The organism is Citrobacter tructae (genome assembly GCF_004684345.1).
GTDB lineage: Bacteria > Pseudomonadota > Gammaproteobacteria > Enterobacterales > Enterobacteriaceae > Citrobacter > Citrobacter tructae.
Map to the genome: position 1 here is coordinate 2,263,765 of NZ_CP038469.1, position 22,163 is coordinate 2,285,927.

Below are 22,163 nucleotides of genomic sequence, written 5' to 3' on the forward strand. Positions count from 1 at the left end.
TATTGACAATCCCGATCACCTGTCAGACTCACTGTCAGTTACTGGCATTTTGTCAAGAGCAGGTTGTTTCTGGAGGTCTTTCATGGCTGATTTTACGCTGTCAAAATTCCCGTTTAAGGGCAAGCATCGGGATCCCTCCTCCCTGACTGGCAACATTGTCTATGCCATCTTTGTGCTGTTTTGTTTTTGGGTCGGGGCGCAGGTGTTAACCCTGCTGGCTCACGCACCCGGTATTTATGAACAGCTGATGCAACTGCAAATGCAAGAGAGCGGACGCCCGCGGATCGAAATTGGCTTAGGCGTCGGCACGATTTTTGGTTTGATACCCTTCCTGGCAGGCGGTCTGATTCTTGGCACCATCGCGGCAATATTGAGCTGGCGCCAACGCCATCATAAAGATGGCTGATTCATACATTTTGCCCGCCGCTCGTCCACCCGTTTCGCAAACCATGCGGTGGTCAGATTACGGGTAATCTTCGGACTCTCGAGCTGAATGCCCGGCAGCATTTCGCGGGGTAACGTTCTACCTGTCTTCGCTTCTGCCAGCTTATACACGTTCTCGTACAGCGCCGTCTCTTCAAATGCGAGGCTGTCCCCTTTTTGCAGTTGACGGTGGATATCACTCTCGCTCATCCCCAGCTTTCCGGCCAGCTTACGTACCGCCAGCTCTGTTTTCCCCGGCTCGTTGCTGTCATAACGAATCAAATCACCGTCCAGCGCCAGCTTCACACCGCTAGCTTTACTGACAGCGTTCTGGAACGCCGCATTACGGCTGGCGTACCAGCCGGCATTAAAATCGGCGAAACGGAAGATAGGTGCGCTGTAGTTCGCCGGATAATTCAACAAGTGATACGTCCCGAACCACAGCCCTCCGCGGCGGGTAAACACTTCCTGACGTACCGTCCCCGCCATTTTCCACGGATAGCCTGCGGTATGCTGTTCTGCAAACGCAATGCTGACCTGCATTGGGCCGCCGGTATGCACCGGATTAAGCGAACCGAACAACGTCTGTCCCATCGGCACCATATTGATAAAATCATCAAAAATAGCGCTCAGCTGCTTTTCCGTCTTTACCGAATCCAGACGCTCGCTGTAGCTTTTCCCCGTCGGGGAGTTAATCTTCAGCGCGGTGTGCACCACAAACAGCGGAATATGCATACGCTCAGCGCGACGGTCGATCTCTTTCCAGGCAATTTTACTTAAACCAGGAACGACCGGATCGGCCTGATAGTTAGACTCCTGCTGCGCCACCGCCAGCACCGAACAGACGTTCTCGACCGTCGGTGCCAGCTTCTGGCTTTCAAACGTCTTCGCCAGATCCTGCGCCCAGGCGTCTCTGTCCTTCACGCTGGACGGCATTTTCTGGCGTACCACGCTCGCCACATCGACGGCTTTCTCCCCTTTTTTTAACGGCTGTGAAGGTTGGCTACTACATCCCACCAGCGCCAACGCCGCCAGACAAGACCAGGGATAAAGACGGGAAACCGTCGACATAACATCTCCTTTTGTTAGCTAAGAGTATGGGTAACTGCCTGAATCTCCTGGCCATCCAGCTCACGTTCGAAGCTGCGCAGACGCTTATAGATAGACATCAATTCAACTAACGTCGTCCAGGAGTTAATCAGATACTGGAACGATCCGCGCACCTGACCAAACACGTTGGTGATTTGCGTCATCAGACCGAGCGTAATCGTACCGGCAACAATTGACGGAAACAGCAGGAACAACCCGAAAACATTATCCACCTGCAGGTACAGAATACGGGCAATATTAAAGTACATGTAGTGAAAATAGAGGCGGAAGTAGTTCTGGCGTACCGCGTGAAACAGTTCACGCACCGTCGGCGGCGTCGCGCGATTCGCATCATCTTCGCCGTATACCAGTTCTTTACGATAGGCGGCTTCCACTCGCTGGTTTTTAAACTCCAGCCCAGGAAGTTTGATCCCGACGACCGCCAGCAGCCCGGTTCCCATCAACGACCAGACAATGGCAGCAATCACCAGGCCATAAGGAATATGTCCGACAATCGGCAGGTCGGGGACATGCGCAGACAGCGTGACCAGCACCGGTAAGAAGGCAATCAGCGTCATAATCGCGTTGATAAAACTGACGCCCATATCTTCCAGCGTGGAGGCAAAACGCATGGTGTCTTCCTGCACACGCTGCGCGGCACCTTCGATATGACGCAGATGCTGCCAGTGCGCCATATAATGTTCGTTCATCGCGGTGCGCCAGCGGAACACATAATGGCTGACGAAGAAATTATTCATCACACCAATCACTACGGCAATCAGCGCAATGCCGAGAAAGATGCCCACTTCATGATAGAACTGCTCAATCTTCACCTTATGAGGCGCGCTCAATGCGGTTTGAATCAGGTCGTAGAACGGCGCATACCAGGCGTTGACAGCGACCCCGACTTCAACCAGAAACCAGGTTACGAAGATAATCAGCGACGTGCCCAATATGGACCAGTACTGCCAGCGGTGTGGGCAGTAGATAAACCAGAACACGGCGAACAGGCCGACGCAGAGAGTGTAATACGCGTAAAAGATCAGGTAATCCAGCGACCAGAATCGGGCGGCGCTGATAGGAACATCACCCGATGCGCCGGTGATATGTGCAACCCAGGCTCCCCCACCTGCCTGCCAGAATACGACGGCGACCAGTGCCCAAATAAATGCCGAAATAAAGAACGGTCCCGGCTTTGGGAAAAAAGACTTAAACATAGTGCTCTCCTGCTAACTTCTTATCGTTATGACGACTGCTGTGCATTTGCCAGCGTTCAAACGATGGCAAGACGGCTAACGCCCAATAAACACATGCTGAAACCGACAATTGTGACCAGAACCGACGCGCTTAGTTCGCTATCAACCCTGAAGAATTGTTTCTATGGTTTTCATGCCAAACAGCGTTCCGGCATATTCAGATTATCGCAGCGCGAGATCACAAAAGCGAACATCCACTCTGGGGGAAAAGGTAACGTTTACTCATCGTTACGTTTTTCACACTATCATTGGCGTAATAGCGCTTTGCAATATGCCGTTGAGTAGTATAAATACGCATACGCACGTCATCCTTTTTTACTTCCTCTAACTCATGGACACCACCGTTGAAACGTAGTCTGCTTTTTTCTGCCGCGCTGTGTGCGGCGTCATTGACATCTGTCCAGGCCGCACAGCCTATAACCGCTCCAGTCTTCGCCTCTGATATCGTCGATCGTTATGCCGATCATATCTACTACGGCAGCGGGGCTACAGGGATGGCGCTCGTGGTAATTGATGGTAATCAGCGTGTGTTTCGCAGCTTTGGCGAAACGCGTCCCGGCAATAATGTTCATCCGCAGCTGGATTCGGTGATCCGCATCGCCTCGATTACCAAATTAATGACCAGCGAGATGCTGGTGAAATTACTCGATCAGGGCACGGTAAAACTGAACGACCCATTGAGTAAATATGCGCCACCCGGTGCACGGGTCCCGACATATCAGGGCACGCCAATCACGCTGGTGAATCTGGCGACTCATACCAGCGCCCTGCCACGCGAGCAGCCTGGCGGCGCGGCAAAACGCCCGGTATTCGTCTGGCCAACGCGCGAGCAGCGCTGGAGTTACCTCTCAACCGCCACGCTGAAAGCCGCCCCCGGATCGCAGGCATCTTACTCGAATCTGGCGTTTGACCTGCTGGCTGATGCGCTGGCCTCCGCATCCGGTAAGCCTTATCCGCAGCTGTTTGAAGAGAAAATCACCCGACCGCTCGGGATGAAAGACACTACATTCACCCCCTCCCCCGATCAGTGCAAGCGACTGATGATCGCCGAAAAAGGGGCCAGCCCGTGTAACAATACGCTGGCTGCAATGGGCAGCGGCGGCGTCTATTCAACGCCTGGCGATATGATGCGCTGGATGCAGCAGTACCTCTCATCTGACTTTTATCAGCGTAGTCAGCAGGCAGACCGGATGCAGACGCTGATTTATCAGCGCGCGCAGTTAACTAAAGTGATTGGCATGGACGTGCCAGGCAAAGCCGATGCGCTTGGCCTGGGCTGGGTCTATATGGCACCGAAGAATGGCCGACCGGGAATTATTCAAAAAACCGGCGGTGGCGGTGGATTCATCACCTATATGGCGATGATCCCGCAGAAAAACGTTGGGGCCTTTATCGTGGTAACCCGTTCTCCACTGACCCGATTTACTAATATGAGCGACGGTATCAACGATCTGGTCGCTGAATTAAGTGGAAACAAACCACAGGTCGTTCCCGCATCCTGATTTAGTACTCAGAAGGCAAATGGTTAACGCTTACCAGTTTGCCTTTATTCATTTCAATGTAACCACCTTTACGCAGTGCCGCGAGGACTTCAGCGACAACAGAGCGTGAAATTCGTGTGCGCTGGTGAATATAATTCATAACGCCGATACGCAAGCGTAGCGTTTCGTCCCACTCAATCATGGTTATCAGCGTAGCACGGATTTGCTTGTATGAATTATGTCCAATCAACTGCAAATCACGTAATTCCAGTATTTTATTTTGCCAGGCTAGCCAACAAAAAGCTTCCCGCCACAGTTGATATTGTTCAATTATATTAATCGTTTGAGATGCTGGAAGATGATATCCATAACAGTTACTTTCTGTCATTAATTTGTATTGCACATCATTTTTCATTACACCGTCAGCAAGTCCCATGATAAAAGGAGCCTGTGCAATACCCACTAATATATTCTCATCTCGCCGCAAGGAAATTACACCATTTAAAATAACAAAGGTGTCATCATGATTTACATCACTAGAATATATGATTTGCTTTTCATTTTCACAGTCAAAATAAGTTCCATATGTAGACAAACATTTATCTAACTTACCAAATTCCTGAAGTGGCTTATTCATAGATAACATTTTCGCACTCCTTGCAATAAATGCCCGTCAAATCCGTGACGGGCATTTTTCTGGATTAAATTATCTTGACTTTCTCTGTAAGAAAATTCTTACCAAGTATATTTAACACCTACATTCGCAGACCAGTCTTGATCTACATCACCGCCGCCGAGGTAGTTAGCATCGGTATATGCGCTGAAGTTTTTGGTAAAGCTGAACTGAGTACCCAGTCCAACACGTACCGCAGAACCTTCTACGCCGTTGTCGATGGAATCACCGTTTACGTCAGAATCGTTGTTAGAGTTGTCGTAAACGTAGGCCAGTTTGAAGTACGGGGTCAGCGCCTGGTCGTCGCTGTAGGCGAAGGTATAACCTGCATCTACACCGAGTTCATAGCGCATGCTGTCATAAGACTGACCGTCAACTTTCATGTCGTTGCTCAGCTTATAGTCATCACCAGACTGGAACAGACCAGATACGCTACCGTAAGGCGTTACGTAACCGGCATCACCCAGTTTCAGGTCATAACCCAATTTCAAGCCAAAGCCCCAGGCATCAGAAGAGGTGCTGCCATCAACATACTGACCGTTGCTCATGTTGGCAGACAGATCGTTATTGAAGTGAGAGTAGCTTAAGTTACCGTCAACAAAGATGTTGTTGGCAAAGTGAGCAGAAGAGTAGATGTAGGCAGTCTGGCTGTCCTGGTCCACCTGACCAGTACGGTCGCTCATATCACCTTTAGCGAAGCCTGCTGCGGCACCGACAATCCACTTAGCGTTATTACCGTCAATTTTGGAATCAACACCGACCATGATACCACTGACATCTTGATCGTAGTTAATGCTGCCATTGTCAGCATCGAAGCTGCCGCCAAAATAGCTAACCCAAGCGCCACCGTTATCTGCCAGGCCATGACGTGCGTTGGTCAGACGAGTACCCACGGTGTCTTGTTCCAGGTTCCAGATATTGGTGTTAGCAGACGGGATGCTCAGCGCCATATTCGCGTAATCGGTCAGCTCCATCTGCTGCAAAACAACGGTGTTACCCTGCTGCTGTGCCTGATAGGTGTAAGCACCCAAGTCAGCTTTGTTAGCTGCAGAGAAGGTTGCAGTGCTGTTCGTGTCGTTAACGTAAACCAGTTCTTTACCTTTGTAATCAGTAATAGAACCCTTACCTGTCGCGTTATCGATACGAACTTTATAGTTACCGGTTGCCGCCGCTACGTGGTCACCGTAGTTATCAACTTCAGACTGATCGCCTGAGGTGTCAGAATCACCGTTACCGTTGATAGTCAGATGACCATCAGAGTTCATCGCGATCACGCCATAACCGTAGTTAGCTTGGGTAATATCGTTGGTACGATCGTTGGTCAGGTCAGCATTCAGTACATAGTTAGTGCTGTTGATGTCGAAAACACCCGCATTAACATGGTTGTAAGCATCGGTATAGCTAGTCAGATTCAGCGTATCAACCTGCAGCGCATCGCCCGTGCTGTTGCCAACATCCAGAACACCGTTGTTGGTAACGTTGATGGTGTTTGCATACAGCGCAGCTGTATACACACCCCAGCCAGCAGCAACATCATCAGCAATCGTGACTGTACTGTTGTCGATAGACAGCGTATCAGTCGCAACATGACCATCTTCGTTGATGTTCAATGCTGAAGCACCGGTCAGAGAGATGGAGTCAGAAATCAGGGTAGAATCACCCACATTCACGACGGAACCGCTGTTGATGCTCAGGGTGTCAATCAGAGAGGTTTTGGTGGTATCCCACTGTGAAGCGCCGTTCAGCGTCACGTTGAACAGACCGCTCTGGTAGACAGCATTGCCAACCACATGACCGGTTTCGTCATAAGAGGTCGTATCGCTGTCGATGCCGTAGGTCGAATCAGGCCACAGGCTGTTAGCGGTGATATCGATCAGTGTTGCGGTAGCTTCAGTTCCTGCGGCATAGCTGTCGTAAACACCATCACCATCCGCATCAACCTGCTGCACGGACATTGCCGCACCAACCCACTTGCTGCCGTTGTTCAGGGTCAGATCCAGACGGTCAGTACCATCCCAGCCGTTGGTATCCAGGTCGGCATCGGTATCACGATAAGTGTCTGCACCGTTCGGGAAGAAGTTCTCATCGAAGTTGCTGGAGAACAACACGTCGCCCATCAACGTTGAATTGTTGAAGGTTGCCGTGGTCTGCATAGCGTTGTCAGCGTTCGGATTTGCAATAACAGCTAATGCGATATCATCAGCGTTCCAGTCATTGCCGTTGTAATCGCTGGCATTGCTGGTGTTACCAAACCAGCCGGCAGTACCTTCATCAGACCATGAACCAGAGGTCAGGGTAGAATCGGTAACAGCGATAGTGTTGTTAAACACTTCGCCGCTGTTTACACCAGTGCTGACGGTATTATCGTCAATATCTTCCCACTCATACCCCTGAGTCAGCGTAATACCCGCAACGTGAGAGTTGTTGGAGATAGACAGATCAACTTCTTGATCCAAGGTGATAGCCGTACCCAAGTTGAAAACATTTACAACATGTGAGTCAACAGCGTCATTATAATAGTAGGTACCGTTGTAGGTATAATGTTCGTAGTTGTCATCGATAGTTGAGTTGATGACGTTCATCGCCAGACGGTCGTAGTAATAATCGATACCGCTACGGTTAGTACAATCCGGCGTCATACATTCGGACGTTACCATACCGTGAATAGTACTGTTTTTAATCGTCAGGCTGTTGTTATTGCTGTTAGTTGACAGTCCATCATCCAGGTAATAAGTAGAAATAACGCCGTTTACAGTAGCATTATTAATTACCGGATAAATATCACCGTTATAAATACTATCAGTATCGTAATTATTCCAACCGACATATCCATCATAGTAAACACCATCAACATAAGATGCGTCATTATAATGGGTGAACGTGGTATAGGTGGTTCCAGAGATATCAGTTGAAGCATTCGCCTGAGAAGTGATTGCCAATGTGCAGGCTAATGCTAATTGTGAGACTACAAGTTTCTTTTTCCAAGTGTGCATTTGTCATCCCTCCTCAGGGACGTAATATAGTTGATCCATCAATTATTAATGCATAGAAAACATTTTTATGTTCCGCAGAAACGATTATGCGACGTCACAGACGAAAGGTTCAATTAGTCTTTACCTTAAGTCCGAAAACGGACAATAAATAAAACAACCAAACACACACTATAAAAAATACAGAATAACGTTCAATTTCATCACATTAAAAGAAACCAGAACATTAAACCCATAAGGTTGATCTATCATTTAAAATGAAAACAAAAAACATGGGAATAAATCCCATTAAAAGATTCAAAACTTAACCAAACATTAAATAAAACTTAAGCCACATCAAAACCAATCGATATCTAAAATGACAAACATCACAAAAATATAAATAACATATATTCAAGATGGCATAATAAGAGCTAAACATCACCCACATAAGGCCAACTTTCGTAAAACACCCACACACAGGATGAGGTATACTGCTGCCTTCAATTCCACAAACATCAGGCATACCATGACAGACCTAATCCAACGCCCTCGCCGCCTGCGCAAATCACCTGCGCTGCGCGCTATGTTTGAAGAGACAACACTCAGCTTAAATGACCTGGTGTTGCCGATCTTTGTTGAAGAAGAACTCGACGATTACAAAGCCATCGAGGCCATGCCCGGCGTGATGCGCATTCCGGAAAAACACCTGGCACGCGAGATTGAACGCATTGCCAATGCCGGCATCCGCTCGGTGATGACCTTTGGTATTTCCCACCACACGGATGACACCGGCAGCGATGCCTGGAAAGAAGACGGGCTGGTGGCGCGTATGTCCCGCATCTGTAAGCAAACCGTACCGGAAATGATCGTCATGTCCGATACCTGCTTCTGTGAATACACTTCGCACGGTCACTGTGGGGTATTATGCGATCACGGCGTGGATAACGATTTAACCCTTACCAACCTCGGCAAGCAGGCGGTGGTAGCTGCCGCTGCGGGCGCAGATTTCATCGCCCCTTCCGCTGCAATGGACGGCCAGGTACAGGCTATTCGCCAGGCGCTGGACGCTGCGGGCTTCACCGATACCGCCATCATGTCCTACTCCACCAAGTTTGCCTCATCGTTCTACGGCCCGTTCCGTGAAGCAGCGGGTACTGCGCTAAAAGGCGATCGTAAAACTTATCAGATGAACCCGATGAACCGTCGCGAAGCTATTCGTGAATCGCTGCTGGATGAAGCACAGGGCGCAGACTGCCTGATGGTGAAACCGGCTGGCGCGTACCTGGATATTCTGCGTGATATTCGCGAACGCACCGAACTGCCGATTGGCGCTTATCAGGTCAGCGGTGAATACGCGATGATTAAGTTCGCAGCGATGGCGGGTGCTATAGATGAAGAGAAAGTGGTGCTGGAAAGCTTAGGTTCAATCAAACGCGCTGGCGCGGATCTGATCTTCAGCTACTTCGCACTGGATCTGGCTGAGAAAAGAATCCTGCGCTAACGTTGTTGTTCCATGCCGGATGGCGTAAACCATCCGGCCTGTTATCGCCAGCCTAAAGACTCTAACGAGTACCAGCGCTCAGCGTCTTGCTGTTTATGATTCATTCTGAAAGTAATACCCCCTCTGGAATTCATCATTACAACCAATATAAATTATTTGTAAATGAAGACTAAATTGACATATGTATTCCATTTTTATATTTGAAGGTATAGTTATAGTGCAATTTAATAATCTCATCATCTAATTTTAAAAAATCAATCACCCAGAAAAATAAAACCAATAAAAATAAGAAATGCATTCACTTTATTTATTGATTAATAAAACATATCCTAACCTTCAATAAATATTGTTTCTTTTGACTCATCAAGTTACATGTTGTAATATCTTTATTGCGACAAACACACTAACCCCTCCTGTCTTTCCAACAAGAGCTTTTAATATCTGCAAAACAGATATTGTGTTTATATTCATTGAATACCCGGATAACACTTTCATAGAAAAGTGAAGGATTTGATCATGATTACATTATACCAAAAAGGGATATTAGCAATAGGTGCGCATCCGGACGATATTGAACTCGGATGTGGTGCCTCGTTATCCCGCTTAATAAAAGAAGGCTATCACGTTACTGCCGTCGTCATGACCGCAGGGGCTGAAGGGTGCGTTTTAAAAGCCGACCGACACGCAGAATCTCAATCGGCATTAACATCATTAGGCTGCCACCAGGTTTTTCATTTTCATTTTGAGGACACACGAACACCGTACTTTGTTGATACGATGATCAAATCACTTGAAGACGTCATCACAAATCACATTCCCACACGAATCAATATCGTGCGAGCTTATACTATGCATGATTCTGACCGGCATCAGGATCATCGTGCGGTACATAAGGCTTCTATCGTTGCCTGCCGAAATATTCCCCAGGTTCTTGGTTATGAAACCCCCAGTACCTGGCTGACGTTTGTTCCCCAGGTCTTTGAAAACGTCAGTGAGAACTGTTTTATTCAAAAACTTCGTGCGCTTTCATTTCATCAAAGCCAGCAGCAACGTGATTATATGCGTACAGAACGTCTGCGTACCGTAGCCCAATTCAGAGGACAACAGGCCGGATGTGAATTATCTGAAGGTTTTGTTGTTCACAAAATGATTCTCTAATTATATGAAAACACTAATTTTTATTATGATGAGCCTGTGTATATTACTCTGGCTCCTCACAACCTTAAAACGAAAACCTAGTTTACGTAAAGACAGTATTGACGCCATTATTCCGGCCTATAACGAAGGCCCTTGTCTGGCACAATCGCTGGAAAATTTGTTATTAAATCCCTATTTTCATCGCGTCATATGTGTAAACGATGGCTCCACGGATGATACCGAAGCCATTATGCATAAGGTGAAAGAAAAATGGGGCGATCGCCTGATTACCGTGACGCAAAAGAATACCGGAAAAGGTGGCGCCTTAATGAATGGATTAAATTATGCCACCTGTGAGCAGGTTTTTTTAAGCGATGCTGACACCTATGTCCCTCCTGATGGTGACGGTATGGGATTCATGTTAGCGGAAATAGAAAATGGCGCCGATGCCGTTGGCGGAATCCCCTCAACACATCTGTCTGGTGCTGGGTTGCTGCCACATATCCGTGCAACGGTAAAACTTCCAATGATCATCATGAAGCGGACATTACAGCAGTTGCTCGGCGGCGCGCCTTTTATTATCAGCGGAGCCTGCGGCATGTTTCGTACTGACGTGCTGCGCAAATTTGGCTTTTCCGATCGAACCAAAGTGGAGGATCTGGATTTAACCTGGACCCTGGTCGCAAATGGTTATTGTATCCGTCAGGTAAACCGTTGCATTGTTTATCCTCAGGAGTGCAATACCCTGGGCGATGAATGGAAACGATGGCGGCGCTGGATCGTGGGCTATGCCGTTTGCATGCGTCTGCATAAGTCACTCATCCTCAGCAGATTCGGCATCTTCAGCATACTCCCAATGGTGCTGGTCGTGTTGTTTGGCGTAGCAACCTACTTCATTACATGGCAGGACATCACGCTCACTATTGGCCCGCATGCGATTGTGCTTTCCTTGTTTCCCATTATTTGGGTTGGAGTGGTTTGCTCAATTGGAGCATTTAGTGCCTGGTATCACCGATGCTGGAAACTTATTTTCCTTGCGCCTTTTTCTGTTTTTTATGTACTTCTGGCTTATTTAATTTGGATTGTATATGGATTTATTGCCTTTTTTACTGGACGTGAACCCCTACGTGACAAACCCACACGCTATACCGCGGTGGTGGATGCGCCAAACAATTACGCCCACCCAGCTACCCACGGTGGTGAAGAACTATCTAAAGCTTAGCGAACAGCATAATAAGTCAGTATCCATTGCACCTGGCGTTGTTATTGATGAAAGCGCGGGAGCCGTGACGATCGGTGCTGGCAGTAAAATTTGTCATGGTGCAGTTATTCAGGGGCCAGTCGTAATTGGAGCAGATTGCATTATTGGCAATTACGCCTTTATTCGACCTGGTTGCTTAATTGGCAATCAAGTACGTATTGGCTATGGCACCGAAATCAAAAACGCAGTATTGGAATCGACGGCCACCATCGGTCCCCAATGCTTTATTTCTGATTCGGTTATTGGCAAAGGCGCTTACCTGGGCGCGCAGGTAAGAACCAGCAATCATCGCCTCGATGGTAAAACCGTGCATGTCAGGCTGGACGATGAAGACATTGATACCGGCTGCGAAAAATTAGGGTGTTATATCGGTCCCGGCGCGCGGCTTGGTGTTCAGGTCATTATTTTACCAGGCCGATATATCGCAGCTGAAAGCACGATTGGCCCACGGATAACCATCGAGCAAAACCTGCCAAAAGGTAAATACATCCTCAAACAAGAGATCTCCTGTCTCGTAGGTGAAGAATAATGAAAAGGACTTTATTTGTATCGTTGATACTCGGCACGGCTTCTCTCCCGGCAAAAGCAACCGACCTGAAGCTGACAGCCGGATACGATTTTACTGATTATTCGGCAGGGCATGGCACCCGTAACGTCATGTTCAGCGAATTAAAGACGCAGATTGACAATGGTGCCGCGATTTTCAATATTTCCGAAGGCAGACGCGATTACGACAACGGTGAATCATGGAACGCGTTACGTGGCCGCGCGACCGTTTGGTATAACTGGAATCAGTGGTTATCAACAAAAACGGGTCTGGCAATTGCCGAAAACACCCCCGTTTTTGCCAGACGCGATGCTCAGCAGGATATCAGCGTAAAAGTTCTGCCTAAAACCGTGTTTACCTTTGGTTATCGCTATGCCAACTACTTTGATGATACGGACGTCAATGCTTTTTCAGGCGGAATATCGCTGTATACCGGACCGTTTATCACCTCATGGCGTTATACGCATTACGATACCGAAGATGCAGGGGGAAGCTATAGCCACATCGTTTCACTGCGTCTGAACGACCTGAACGGTAAAGGAAATACGCAGCTCTGGCTAAGCCGCGGAACGGGAGCATATACCTATGACTGGTCACCTGACACCAAAAAAGGCACGTTAAAAAGCATCAGCCTGCGTCGCAATCAGCCGCTGACCGAGCAATTAACTCTCGGTCTTACACTCGGCAAACAATGGTATGACACGCCGGTTGATAGCTATCACAGCCAGCAAATTCTCGCCGATCTCACCTGGCTGTTTTAAATCTCTCCCCCACGATGGGGGAGAATCAACCCCCAATGAAATAGCCATTCTCTCAGCCCTCACGCCGCCATCCGGTAATCAATGCCTGATGCGCTACGCTTATCCGCTCTACAACACCCGGCAAATTATTGCGATTTTGTTACATTCGTTACATATCCGCGCCACGGTGATTGCCAGCGCGGCGCTGGCAGGCATCATAGACGCCATTGTCAGGCAAGAGAGTAATATCATGATTCATGTTGTGCTGGTGGATGACCATGTGGTGGTGCGTTCCGGCTTTGCGCAATTACTCAGTCTCGAAGAAGATCTCGACGTTATCGGTCAGTACAGCAGTGCAGCAGAGGCCTGGCCCGCATTACTGCGCGACAACGTCAGCGTGGCGGTGATGGACATCGCCATGCCGGATGAAAACGGTCTGAGCCTGTTAAAACGCCTGCGGGCACAGAAGCCCAACTTTCGCGCCATTATTCTCAGTATTTATGACTCCCCCACGTTCGTGCAAAGCGCGCTGGATGCCGGCGCCAGCGGCTATCTGACTAAACGCTGCGGACCGGAGGAACTGGTGCAGGCAGTGCGTTCGGTAGGATTGGGCGGGCATTACCTGTGCTCCGACGCGCTGCGGGCGTTACGCGGTGGCGAACAACCCGCGCAGGTACTGGAAGTACTGACCCCTCGTGAGCGCGAAGTGTTTGATCTACTGGTTAAAGGCGACAGCGTGAAAGAGGTAGCCTTCAAGCTCGATCTCAGCCACAAAACGGTCCACGTCCACCGCGCGAACGTGCTGGGCAAACTGCAATGCCACAGCACCATCGATCTGGTGCATTTTGCGCTCGACCACCAATTGCTGACGGGGCATTGATGTCGCGCTCGACTCGCCATTGGGTGATCTCCCTGTTTATCCTGCTGGCCTGGGGTTCGGGCTGGTTGATGTTATGGACGCTGGGATTTTACCTGACCCACAACGGTCAACAGGCGGCGTTATTTCTGCCACACGGCGTCTATCTCGCGTTGCTGATCCTGCTTTCACGCCGCTACTGGCCCGCACTGATTCTGCCACCGGTGCTGATGCTGTTCTGGCTACACAGCGAACAATTATTAAACAGCTACATTCTGCTGGCAGCACCGCTGATAAGTCTGGTACCCGCAAGTATCGGCCAGTCATACTGGCACCGCTTCCCGCTCTACTGGCAGCGATTAACGCTATTGCTGGCCGCTGTGACCATCACCTCGCTGCTCAATACCGCCCTGCTATCACCCTTTATTCAAAGTCCGGCAACGTTGATTGGCCTGGCGTCGTTTACCGGTGGCGTGCTGTTGACGCCATTTGTTTATCTGATCTACGAATTTCTGCGCCAGCAGCACCGCTATCATTTGCTTGGACTGGACACCAGCAATCCGCCGCTGCGCACCTCGCTTATCATCTGGTGTAGCCTGTTTTTTATCATCGGTATCGGCACACAGATGGTACTGTCACCGGACATCGAGCGCCTGCTGCTGATCGTAGTATTCTTGCCGAACGTGGTGATGGCGTGGAAATTTGGCTGGCAGGGCGGCGTGTTGTCCGGACTGCTTGGCAGTATGATGATCACCATCGCCCGTCAGGTAGGTGTGGGGTTCAGCAATTTGCTAGAGCTGGAGATTTTCCTCGCGACCCAGGCACTACTGGGCATTGGTCTTGGGATCGCAATCAGCCGTCAGCAGCATTTAGCGCAGAACCTGCATCATTATCGCCAGCGTCTGGAAGCCGAGCTAACGGCGCGACGTGCGCTGACCGAACAGTTGATCCGCACTGAAGAAAATACGCGTAAGAGCCTGGCGCGGGAGCTTCATGACGAAATTGGTCAGAACATTACCGCCATTCAGATCCACTCGCAGTTGGTCAAGCGGGCGCAGGATCCACAGCAAACGCTGGATGCGGCGAATCAGATCAACGACCTTGCACGACGCATTCATCACTCCACCCGCCAGTTGCTGCGCCAGCTACGTCCTCCCGCGCTTGATGAACTCTCCTTTAAAGAGGCACTCCATCATCTGGTGAATGAATTTGCCTTTGCCGAACGGGGCATTCGCTGCCGGTTTGACTACCAGCTTGAAAATACGCCAGACAATGAAACCGTCCGCTTTACGCTGTACCGCCTGCTGCAGGAGTTGCTCAACAACGTCTGTAAACATGCCAATGCCAGCGAGGTGACGATTACCCTACGCCAGCGGGAACAGCGCTTGTATCTGCACGTTGAAGACAACGGTGTAGGTATTCTTCCTGAAAAAATTCCCGGCTTCGGTATCCAGGGGATGCGTGAGCGGGTGAGCGCCCTCGGCGGTGAGCTAACGCTCGAATCGAACAACGGCACGCGGGTAATTGTTAACTTGCCCACAAATTTGCAACAAACCAGCCGGTAACCAGGAAAAAGTCTTAGTCACTGCGGACTTTCTCTCATCCCCTTTCGATTTCACTTTCCTATAGTCAGCACAAACGGAGACTGCCATGCACGCACGCCCAGCCAGCGAAACAGACCAACACTACCGGGCGCTACGTCCCCGGCTGCTGATGTGCATGGTGATTGGCTACGCCGCGTTCTACCTGACGCGCAAAAGCGTTAACTACGTACTTCCGGCATTGCAAACGGATCTGGGGCTGGATAAAGGCGATATCGGCCTGCTGGGGTCACTGTTTTATCTGACCTACGGCTTGTCCAAGTTTACCGCCGGGCTGTGGCATGACAGCCACGGGCAACGTGCATTTATGGGGATTGGCCTGTTTGCCACCGGCGTCTTAAACGTGGTGTTCGCCTTTGGTGAATCCCTGACGTTGCTACTGGTGGTCTGGTCGTTAAACGGATTTTTTCAGGGCTGGGGCTGGCCGCCCTGCGCCCGACTGCTGACCCACTGGTACTCGCGCAACGAACGCGGATTCTGGTGGGGCTGCTGGAATATGTCGATCAACATCGGTGGAGCAATTATCCCGCTGATTAGCGCCTTTGCCGCCCACTGGTGGGGTTGGCAGGCGGCGATGCTGGCACCGGGGATTATCAGCATGGCATTAGGCATCTGGCTCACTCTGCAACTGAAAGGCACGCCCCAGGAAGAGGGATTGCCCACGGTTGGGGAATGGCGGCACGATCCGCTGGAGCTGCGTCAGGAGCAGCAAAGCCCGCCGATGGGACTGTGGCAAATGTTACGCACGACGATGCTGAAGAACCCGATGATCTGGCTGTTGGGTGTCTCATATGTACTGGTCTATTTGATCCGCATTGCGCTCAATGACTGGGGCAACATCTGGCTGACCGAAAGCCACGGCGTCAACCTGCTCAGCGCCAATGCCACGGTAATGCTGTTTGAAGTCGGTGGTTTGCTCGGCGCGCTGTTTGCCGGATGGGGGTCAGATTTGCTGTTCAGCGGCCAGCGCGCACCGATGATTTTGCTGTTCACGCTCGGGCTGATGGTTTCTGTCGCCGCCCTGTGGCTGGCACCGGTTCACCACTACGCACTGCTGGCGGCCTGTTTCTTTACCGTGGGCTTCTTTGTTTTTGGCCCACAAATGTTGATTGGCCTGGCAGCCGTCGAATGCGGACACAAAGCGGCGGCAGGCTCAATCACCGGTTTTCTCGGGCTGTTTGCCTATCTCGGGGCCGCGCTGGCGGGTTGGCCGCTGTCGCTGGTCATTGAACGTTACGGCTGGTCGGGAATGTTCAGTTTGCTCTCGGTTGCCGCTGTTTTTATGGGTTTATTGCTGATGCCGCTGCTTATTGCAGGCATTACCCCTTCTCTCAGTCAAAGGATAAAACAATGAAACTGACGCTTACCTCTACCCTGATTGCCTCCGGCATTGCGCTGGCGGCGTTAAGCAGCGTGGCACAGGCAGAAGGTCGTCTGGTGGTTTATTGCAGCGCCACCAACGAGATGTGCGAAACCGAAACCAAAGCCTTCGGCGAAAAATATGATGTGAAGACCTCATTTATTCGCAACGGCTCGGGCAGTACGCTGGCGAAAGTGGATGCCGAGAAGAAAAACCCGCAGGCGGATGTCTGGTACGGCGGTACGCTGGACCCGCAGTCTCAGGCCGGTGAAATGGGTCTGCTGCAGCCGTATAAATCACCGAACCTCACGCAAATTATGGAGAACTTCCGCGATCCGGCCAAAGTGAAAGGTAACCTATCCTCGGCGGTTTACGTTGGTATTCTGGGCTTTGGCGTCAATACCCAGCGCCTGAAAGAGAAAAACCTGCCAGTACCAAAATGCTGGAAAGATCTGACCAAACCGGAATACAAAGGTGAAATCCAGATTGCTGACCCGCAGAGTTCAGGCACCGCCTACACCGCGCTGGCGACCTTCGCCCAGCTTTGGGGGGAAGATCAGGCCTTTGATTACCTGAAACAGCTCAACGCTAACGTCTCTCAGTACACCAAATCCGGCATTGCCCCAGCGCGTAACGCCGCCCGTGGCGAAACGGCGATCGGTATTGGCTTCCTGCACGACTACTCGCTGGAAAAAGAACAGGGCGCGCCGCTGGAGCTTATCTCCCCTTGCGAAGGCACCGGCTATGAAATTGGCGGCGTCAGCATCCTGAAAGGCGCGCGCAACCTCGACAACGCCAAACTGTTCGTTGACTGGGTGTTGTCGAAAGACGCCCAGGAACTGGCGTGGAAGAAAGGCAAGTCCTACCAGATCCTGACCAACACCACCGCCGAGACCTCCCCTAACTCGCTGAAGCTCGATGACCTGAAGCTTATCAATTACGACATGGATAAGTACGGCTCTACCGACGTACGTAAGGCTCTGATCAATAAGTGGGTCAGCGAAGTGAAGATGGGTAAATAAGCCTACATTTTGCGGTTAATGCCCGGTGGCGCTCACGCTTACCGGGCCTACATACAACACCGGAACGCTTATGTCACACACACTAGCACTCCATCCCGTGAAAAAACGGGATGCGATTTTTCTTTGGGTTGTGCTCGGCTGGCTGGCGTTTGCTCTGCTGCCGAGCTGGAGCCTGGACTATGGTCTGCTGGAGTCCACGCGCGACGAAATACTCGCCGCCTACAGCTGGTCACATTTCAACGTTAGCTGGCTGTGGTATCTGCTGCCGAGCCTGCTGCTGGTTCGCCCGTTCCATGAAGCTAAACGCGAACAGCGTAGCCGCCATTATCTCGACGCAGGCTGGGCGTTTTTCTGTATGGCGTTTATCGTCGCCAGCGCCACCCTTGAAGGTCGCGGCTTAGGCTATGCCACCATCGTACTGTTTGTGGCCCTGGGCGCGATCATGACGCTGGCACTTACCCGCCTCGAATGGCTGGGCGGCGACCGTTTCGTTATCGGCTCGCTCACCGCCATTGTCGCGCTGATCGGTATTTTTATCGTCTGGCCAAGCATCGCTATTTTCATTCCGATGTTCACCAACGACGCCGGGGAGTTTGCCCCGCTGGCGTTTATGAATGTGCTGTCGCAGGCGCATATCATTCAGGTGATCCTCAACTCGATTATGCTGTCGATTGCCGTCGGCGTCGGCTGTACCTTTTTCGGCCTGGTACTGGCGATTTACACCACCCGTATCGCTCAACGCAGCGCCATCATTGGCCGTATTTTCTCAATACTGCCGATCGTTACCCCGCCGTTTGTCGTGGGTTTGGGCGTAACCTTAATGATGGGACGCTCCGGCTACATCACCGAATTGATGGTGGACTGGTTTGGTTTAACCAACACCAACTGGTTGTACGGCTTTACCGGCATCTGGCTGGCGCAGGTGCTGGCCTTCACTCCGATGGCGTTTATGATCCTCGACGGTGCGATCAAAACGATTCATCCGTCGCTGGAAGAGGCGTCGTACACCCTGCGCGCCAGTCGCTGGCAGACCTTTAACGGCGTATTTGTCCCGCTGCTGAAACCGGCGCTGGCCAACGCCTTTTTGATTGTCGTGGTGCAATCGCTGGCCGACTTCAGTAACCCACTGGTCCTCGGCGGTAACTTCGACGTGCTGGCGACGCAAATCTACTTCTACATCACCGGTTCACAGCTCGATTACCAGGCCGCCAGTACGCTGGGCGCATTCCTGCTGTTGTTCTCACTGCTGGTGTTCTGCGTGCAGTATATGTGGATCGGTAAACGTTCTTACGTCACCGTTTCCGGTAAATCGTATCGCGGCGACGTACAGCCACTGCCGGTGACGCTGGTGTGGAGCGTGGTTGCACTGCTGTCAGTGTGGATTACCTTTAATGCTCTGCTCTACGGCAGCATTTTCTATGGCAGTTTCACCGTTAACTGGGGCGTGGACTACACCCTGACGTTGGCAAACTTTACCAAACTGTTCGGCCAGGGGATGAGCGACGGCGCGTGGCCTTCTCTGCTCGACACCCTGCTTTACGCAGGTATTGCTGCACCGATTACCGCCATCTTCGGCCTGCTGATCGCCTGGGTCGTGGTCCGTCAGCAGTTCAAAGGCAAAAAGACTATCGAGTTCACCACCATGCTGTGCTTTGCCGTCCCCGGCACCGTGGCAGGTGTCTCCTATATTCTCGCCTTTAACAGCGCCCCGGTGTACCTCACCGGGACTGCGGCCATCGTGATTATCTCGATGGTGATGCGTAACGTACCGGTCGGCATCCGCGCGGGTATCGCAGGACTCGGACAGATCGACAAATCACTCGATGAAGCCTCGCTCAGCCTACGTGCCGGTTCGCTGCGAACCATCACGCACATCCTGTTGCCGCTGCTGCGCCCGGCCATTCTCTCGGCGCTGATCTACAGCTTTGTGCGCGCCATTACAACTGTCAGCGCCATTGTGTTCCTCGTCACGCCAGACACCCGCGTAGCAACAGCCTACATTCTGAACCGCGTGGAAGACGGCGAATACGGCGTGGCGATTGCCTACGGTTCAATTCTGATCGTGGTGATGCTGGCGATTATTTTCATCTTTGACTGGCTGATCGGTGAATCACGTACCTCCCGTTCAAAAGCCAAAAACCAGGCGTAATGGAGCGCACTATGACCCAGAAAAATTTCGTTGAACTGCGCAACGTCACCAAACGTTTTGGCAGCAACACGGTTATCGACAATATCAACCTCACCATCCCGCAGGGGCAAATGGTCACGCTGCTCGGTCCTTCCGGTTGCGGCAAGACCACCATTTTGCGTCTGGTCGCCGGACTGGAAAAACCGAGCGAAGGGCAGATTTATATTGATGGCGAAGATGTCACCCACCGCTCAATTCAGCAGCGCGATATCTGTATGGTGTTTCAGTCTTACGCCCTGTTCCCGCATATGTCGCTGGGCGAAAACGTCGGCTACGGCCTGAAAATGCTCGGCGTGTCGCGCGCAGAGGTGAAAGCCCGCGTGAAAGAGGCGCTGGCAATGGTAGATCTGGAAGGCTTCGAAGAGCGCTATGTCGATCAGATCTCCGGTGGGCAGCAGCAGCGCGTGGCGCTGGCCCGTGCGCTGATCCTCAAGCCGAAAGTACTGCTGTTCGATGAGCCGCTGAGTAACCTCGATGCCAACCTGCGTCGTAGCATGCGCGACAAGATCCGCGAGCTGCAAAAGCAGTTTGATATTACCTCGCTGTACGTGACCCACGATCAGAGTGAAGCCTTTGCAGTTTCCGATACCGTGCTGGTGATGAACAAGGGACACATCATGCAGATCGGCTCACCGCAGGATCTCTATCGCCAGCCCGCCTCGCGCTTTATGGCGAGCTTTATGGGCGATGCGAACCTGTTTCCGGCCACCTTCAGCGACAAATACGTCGATATATACGGCTATCACCTGCCATGCCCGCTGCACTTTGGTACACAAGGCGAAGGCATGGTCGGTGTGCGCCCGGAAGCGATCACGCTCAGCGATCGCGGTGAAGAGAGCCAGCGCTGTGTGATTCGCCACGTTGCGTATATGGGCCCGCAATATGAGGTCACGGTGGAGTGGCACGGACAGGAGATTTTATTGCAGGTCAACGCCACACGCCTGCAGCCGGACGTCGGCGAGCAGTATTATCTCGAAATCCACCCGTACGGCATGTTTGTCCTGGCGGATGCGGCATAACGTTATGCCGGGCTTTACAACCCGGCGAAAGAATCAACATTGCACCTTCAATGCGGCAATATCCTCCGGCGTGGTGCGACAGCACCCGCCAATCAACCGGGCACCAGCGGCCTGCCACTGCGGCAGATAATCCGCCAGCTGCGCACAATGCTCACCGTGATGATGCCAGGTTTTGCTCTCAGCATCGTAATGTTCACCCGAGTTGGGATACACCACCAGCGGCAGCGCCGTTAAGCCGTGCAAATGCTGTAACGCGGCGGTGGTGTTTTCCAGCGCAATGCAATTTATACCCAGCGCCACCACCTGCGGATAACCCGCCAGCAACGCGACCACGTCACGCAGCGGTGTACCGTCGCTCAGGTGCTCGCTGTCGCGCAGGGTAAATGAGAACCACGCACGGGCGCGCGGATACGCGGTCAACAGCGCAGCCAGCGCGCCAATCTCGGCAAAATTCGGCAGTGTTTCGCAGGCCAGCAAATCGGCCCCGGCATCCAGTAACGCTTCTACGCGCGGGCGATGAAACGCCTGGAAGGCCTCGACGCTGCACTGATAATCGCCACGATATTCAGAGCCATCCGCCAGATACGCGCCGTAAGGCCCGACGGATCCCGCCACCAGCAACGTGCCCGCCTGCGGGTTCTCTGCCAGATACGCTTCACGTGCTTTACGCGCCAGCTCCACGCTTTTACCAATCAGCGCTTTCGACTGCGCTTCATTCAGACCACGCGCGGCAAAACCTGCCGGTGTCGCCTGATAGCTAGCGGTGATCGCGCACTGCGCCCCCGCCCGGTAATAATCAAGATGGACTTCGCGGATAAGCTCCGGGTTTTCGACCAACACTTTGGCTGACCACAGGTTATCGGCTAAGTTACACCCCCGCGCTTCCAGTTCCGTCGCCAGTGCGCCATCCAGCAACAGAACATCCTGTTTATCGAGGAGGGCACGTAACGGATTATGTTGCGACATGTTCTGGCTCCTGTTTTCACGGACGTAAACCACCACCATAACACAGCCGTACAGACGGGGATCCGCGCCCA

General features: G+C 51.5%; 18 protein-coding genes. 13 read left to right on the forward strand and 5 right to left on the reverse strand.

Features of this window, described 5'->3' with window-relative positions; genetic code table 11:
- Nucleotides 1–82 precede the first annotated feature (82 nt).
- Entirely contained in the window at nucleotides 83–406 is a 324-nt protein-coding gene (locus E4Z61_RS11730; protein WP_135322914.1) for a DUF2755 family protein, read from the forward strand.
- Here the strand turns inward: E4Z61_RS11730 and E4Z61_RS11735 are convergent.
- The gene (locus E4Z61_RS11735; RefSeq protein WP_135322915.1) at nucleotides 391–1,494 is read right to left on the reverse strand and encodes a DUF1615 domain-containing protein; all 1,104 of its coding nucleotides are present in this window, start codon (nucleotides 1,492–1,494) and stop codon (nucleotides 391–393) included. The two genes, E4Z61_RS11730 and E4Z61_RS11735, sit on opposite strands and share 16 nt — an antisense overlap.
- A gap of 14 nt (nucleotides 1,495–1,508) precedes the next feature.
- Nucleotides 1,509–2,729: a peptide antibiotic transporter SbmA gene (gene sbmA / locus E4Z61_RS11740; RefSeq protein WP_135322916.1), complete on the reverse strand. Its 1,221-nt coding sequence runs from the start codon at nucleotides 2,727–2,729 to the stop codon at nucleotides 1,509–1,511.
- A gap of 383 nt (nucleotides 2,730–3,112) precedes the next feature.
- Between sbmA and ampH the strand changes: the two genes are divergently transcribed.
- Nucleotides 3,113–4,270, forward strand: a complete 1,158-nt coding sequence (gene ampH, locus E4Z61_RS11745; protein ID WP_135322917.1) for a D-alanyl-D-alanine-carboxypeptidase/endopeptidase AmpH — start codon at nucleotides 3,113–3,115, stop codon at nucleotides 4,268–4,270.
- A 1-nt stretch (nucleotide 4,271) separates the two neighbouring features.
- Here the strand turns inward: ampH and iprA are convergent, their stop codons facing one another.
- Complete coding sequence (iprA, locus tag E4Z61_RS11750) at nucleotides 4,272–4,895, reverse strand: hydrogen peroxide resistance inhibitor IprA (RefSeq protein ID WP_135322918.1); 624 nt, start codon at nucleotides 4,893–4,895, stop codon at nucleotides 4,272–4,274.
- A gap of 89 nt (nucleotides 4,896–4,984) precedes the next feature.
- Nucleotides 4,985–7,915: an autotransporter adhesin EhaB gene (ehaB, locus tag E4Z61_RS11755; protein WP_135322919.1), complete on the reverse strand. Its 2,931-nt coding sequence runs from the start codon at nucleotides 7,913–7,915 to the stop codon at nucleotides 4,985–4,987.
- Between the two features lie 505 nt (nucleotides 7,916–8,420).
- On the opposite strand from ehaB, the gene hemB reads away from it, so the two are divergent.
- The 11 genes from hemB (at nucleotide 8,421) to fbpC (ending at nucleotide 21,126) form a co-directional block, all read left to right on the forward strand.
- Nucleotides 8,421–9,395, forward strand: a complete 975-nt coding sequence (hemB, locus tag E4Z61_RS11760) for a porphobilinogen synthase (RefSeq protein WP_135322920.1) — start codon at nucleotides 8,421–8,423, stop codon at nucleotides 9,393–9,395.
- Between the two features lie 516 nt (nucleotides 9,396–9,911).
- Nucleotides 9,912–10,553: a PIG-L deacetylase family protein gene (locus E4Z61_RS11765; protein WP_135322921.1), complete on the forward strand. Its 642-nt coding sequence runs from the start codon at nucleotides 9,912–9,914 to the stop codon at nucleotides 10,551–10,553.
- 4 nt (nucleotides 10,554–10,557) lie between these two features.
- Entirely contained in the window at nucleotides 10,558–11,754 is a 1,197-nt protein-coding gene (locus E4Z61_RS11770) for a glycosyltransferase family 2 protein (RefSeq protein WP_135322922.1), read from the forward strand.
- Nucleotides 11,693–12,322: an LbetaH domain-containing protein gene (locus E4Z61_RS11775; RefSeq protein WP_135322923.1), complete on the forward strand. Its 630-nt coding sequence runs from the start codon at nucleotides 11,693–11,695 to the stop codon at nucleotides 12,320–12,322. The genes E4Z61_RS11770 and E4Z61_RS11775 overlap by 62 nt, the downstream gene beginning before the upstream one ends.
- On the forward strand, nucleotides 12,319–13,101 hold the full coding sequence (locus E4Z61_RS11780) for a YaiO family outer membrane beta-barrel protein (RefSeq protein ID WP_240703881.1): 783 nt from the start codon (nucleotides 12,319–12,321) through the stop codon (nucleotides 13,099–13,101). The genes E4Z61_RS11775 and E4Z61_RS11780 overlap by 4 nt, the downstream gene beginning before the upstream one ends.
- Before the next feature lie 229 nt (nucleotides 13,102–13,330).
- The gene (locus E4Z61_RS11785; protein ID WP_135324929.1) at nucleotides 13,331–13,960 is read left to right on the forward strand and encodes a response regulator transcription factor; all 630 of its coding nucleotides are present in this window, start codon (nucleotides 13,331–13,333) and stop codon (nucleotides 13,958–13,960) included.
- Nucleotides 13,960–15,501: an MASE1 domain-containing sensor histidine kinase gene (locus tag E4Z61_RS11790; RefSeq protein ID WP_135322925.1), complete on the forward strand. Its 1,542-nt coding sequence runs from the start codon at nucleotides 13,960–13,962 to the stop codon at nucleotides 15,499–15,501. Before E4Z61_RS11785 ends, E4Z61_RS11790 begins: the two co-directional genes overlap by 1 nt.
- A gap of 85 nt (nucleotides 15,502–15,586) precedes the next feature.
- Entirely contained in the window at nucleotides 15,587–16,891 is a 1,305-nt protein-coding gene (gene uhpC, locus E4Z61_RS11795; RefSeq protein WP_135322926.1) for an MFS transporter family glucose-6-phosphate receptor UhpC, read from the forward strand.
- Nucleotides 16,888–17,919 (forward strand): ABC transporter substrate-binding protein, encoded by a 1,032-nt coding sequence (locus E4Z61_RS11800; RefSeq protein ID WP_135322927.1) that lies wholly within the window; start codon nucleotides 16,888–16,890, stop codon nucleotides 17,917–17,919. Before uhpC ends, E4Z61_RS11800 begins: the two co-directional genes overlap by 4 nt.
- A gap of 70 nt (nucleotides 17,920–17,989) precedes the next feature.
- Nucleotides 17,990–20,068: an ABC transporter permease gene (locus E4Z61_RS11805; RefSeq protein WP_135322928.1), complete on the forward strand. Its 2,079-nt coding sequence runs from the start codon at nucleotides 17,990–17,992 to the stop codon at nucleotides 20,066–20,068.
- An 11-nt stretch (nucleotides 20,069–20,079) separates the two neighbouring features.
- Nucleotides 20,080–21,126 (forward strand): ferric ABC transporter ATP-binding protein, encoded by a 1,047-nt coding sequence (fbpC, locus tag E4Z61_RS11810; RefSeq protein ID WP_135322929.1) that lies wholly within the window; start codon nucleotides 20,080–20,082, stop codon nucleotides 21,124–21,126.
- A gap of 33 nt (nucleotides 21,127–21,159) precedes the next feature.
- Here the strand turns inward: fbpC and mmuM are convergent, their stop codons facing one another.
- Nucleotides 21,160–22,092 carry a homocysteine S-methyltransferase gene (mmuM, locus tag E4Z61_RS11815; RefSeq protein ID WP_135322930.1) on the reverse strand — a complete coding sequence of 311 codons (933 nt, stop codon included), beginning with the start codon at nucleotides 22,090–22,092 and terminating at the stop codon, nucleotides 21,160–21,162.
- Nucleotides 22,093–22,163 lie beyond the last annotated feature (71 nt).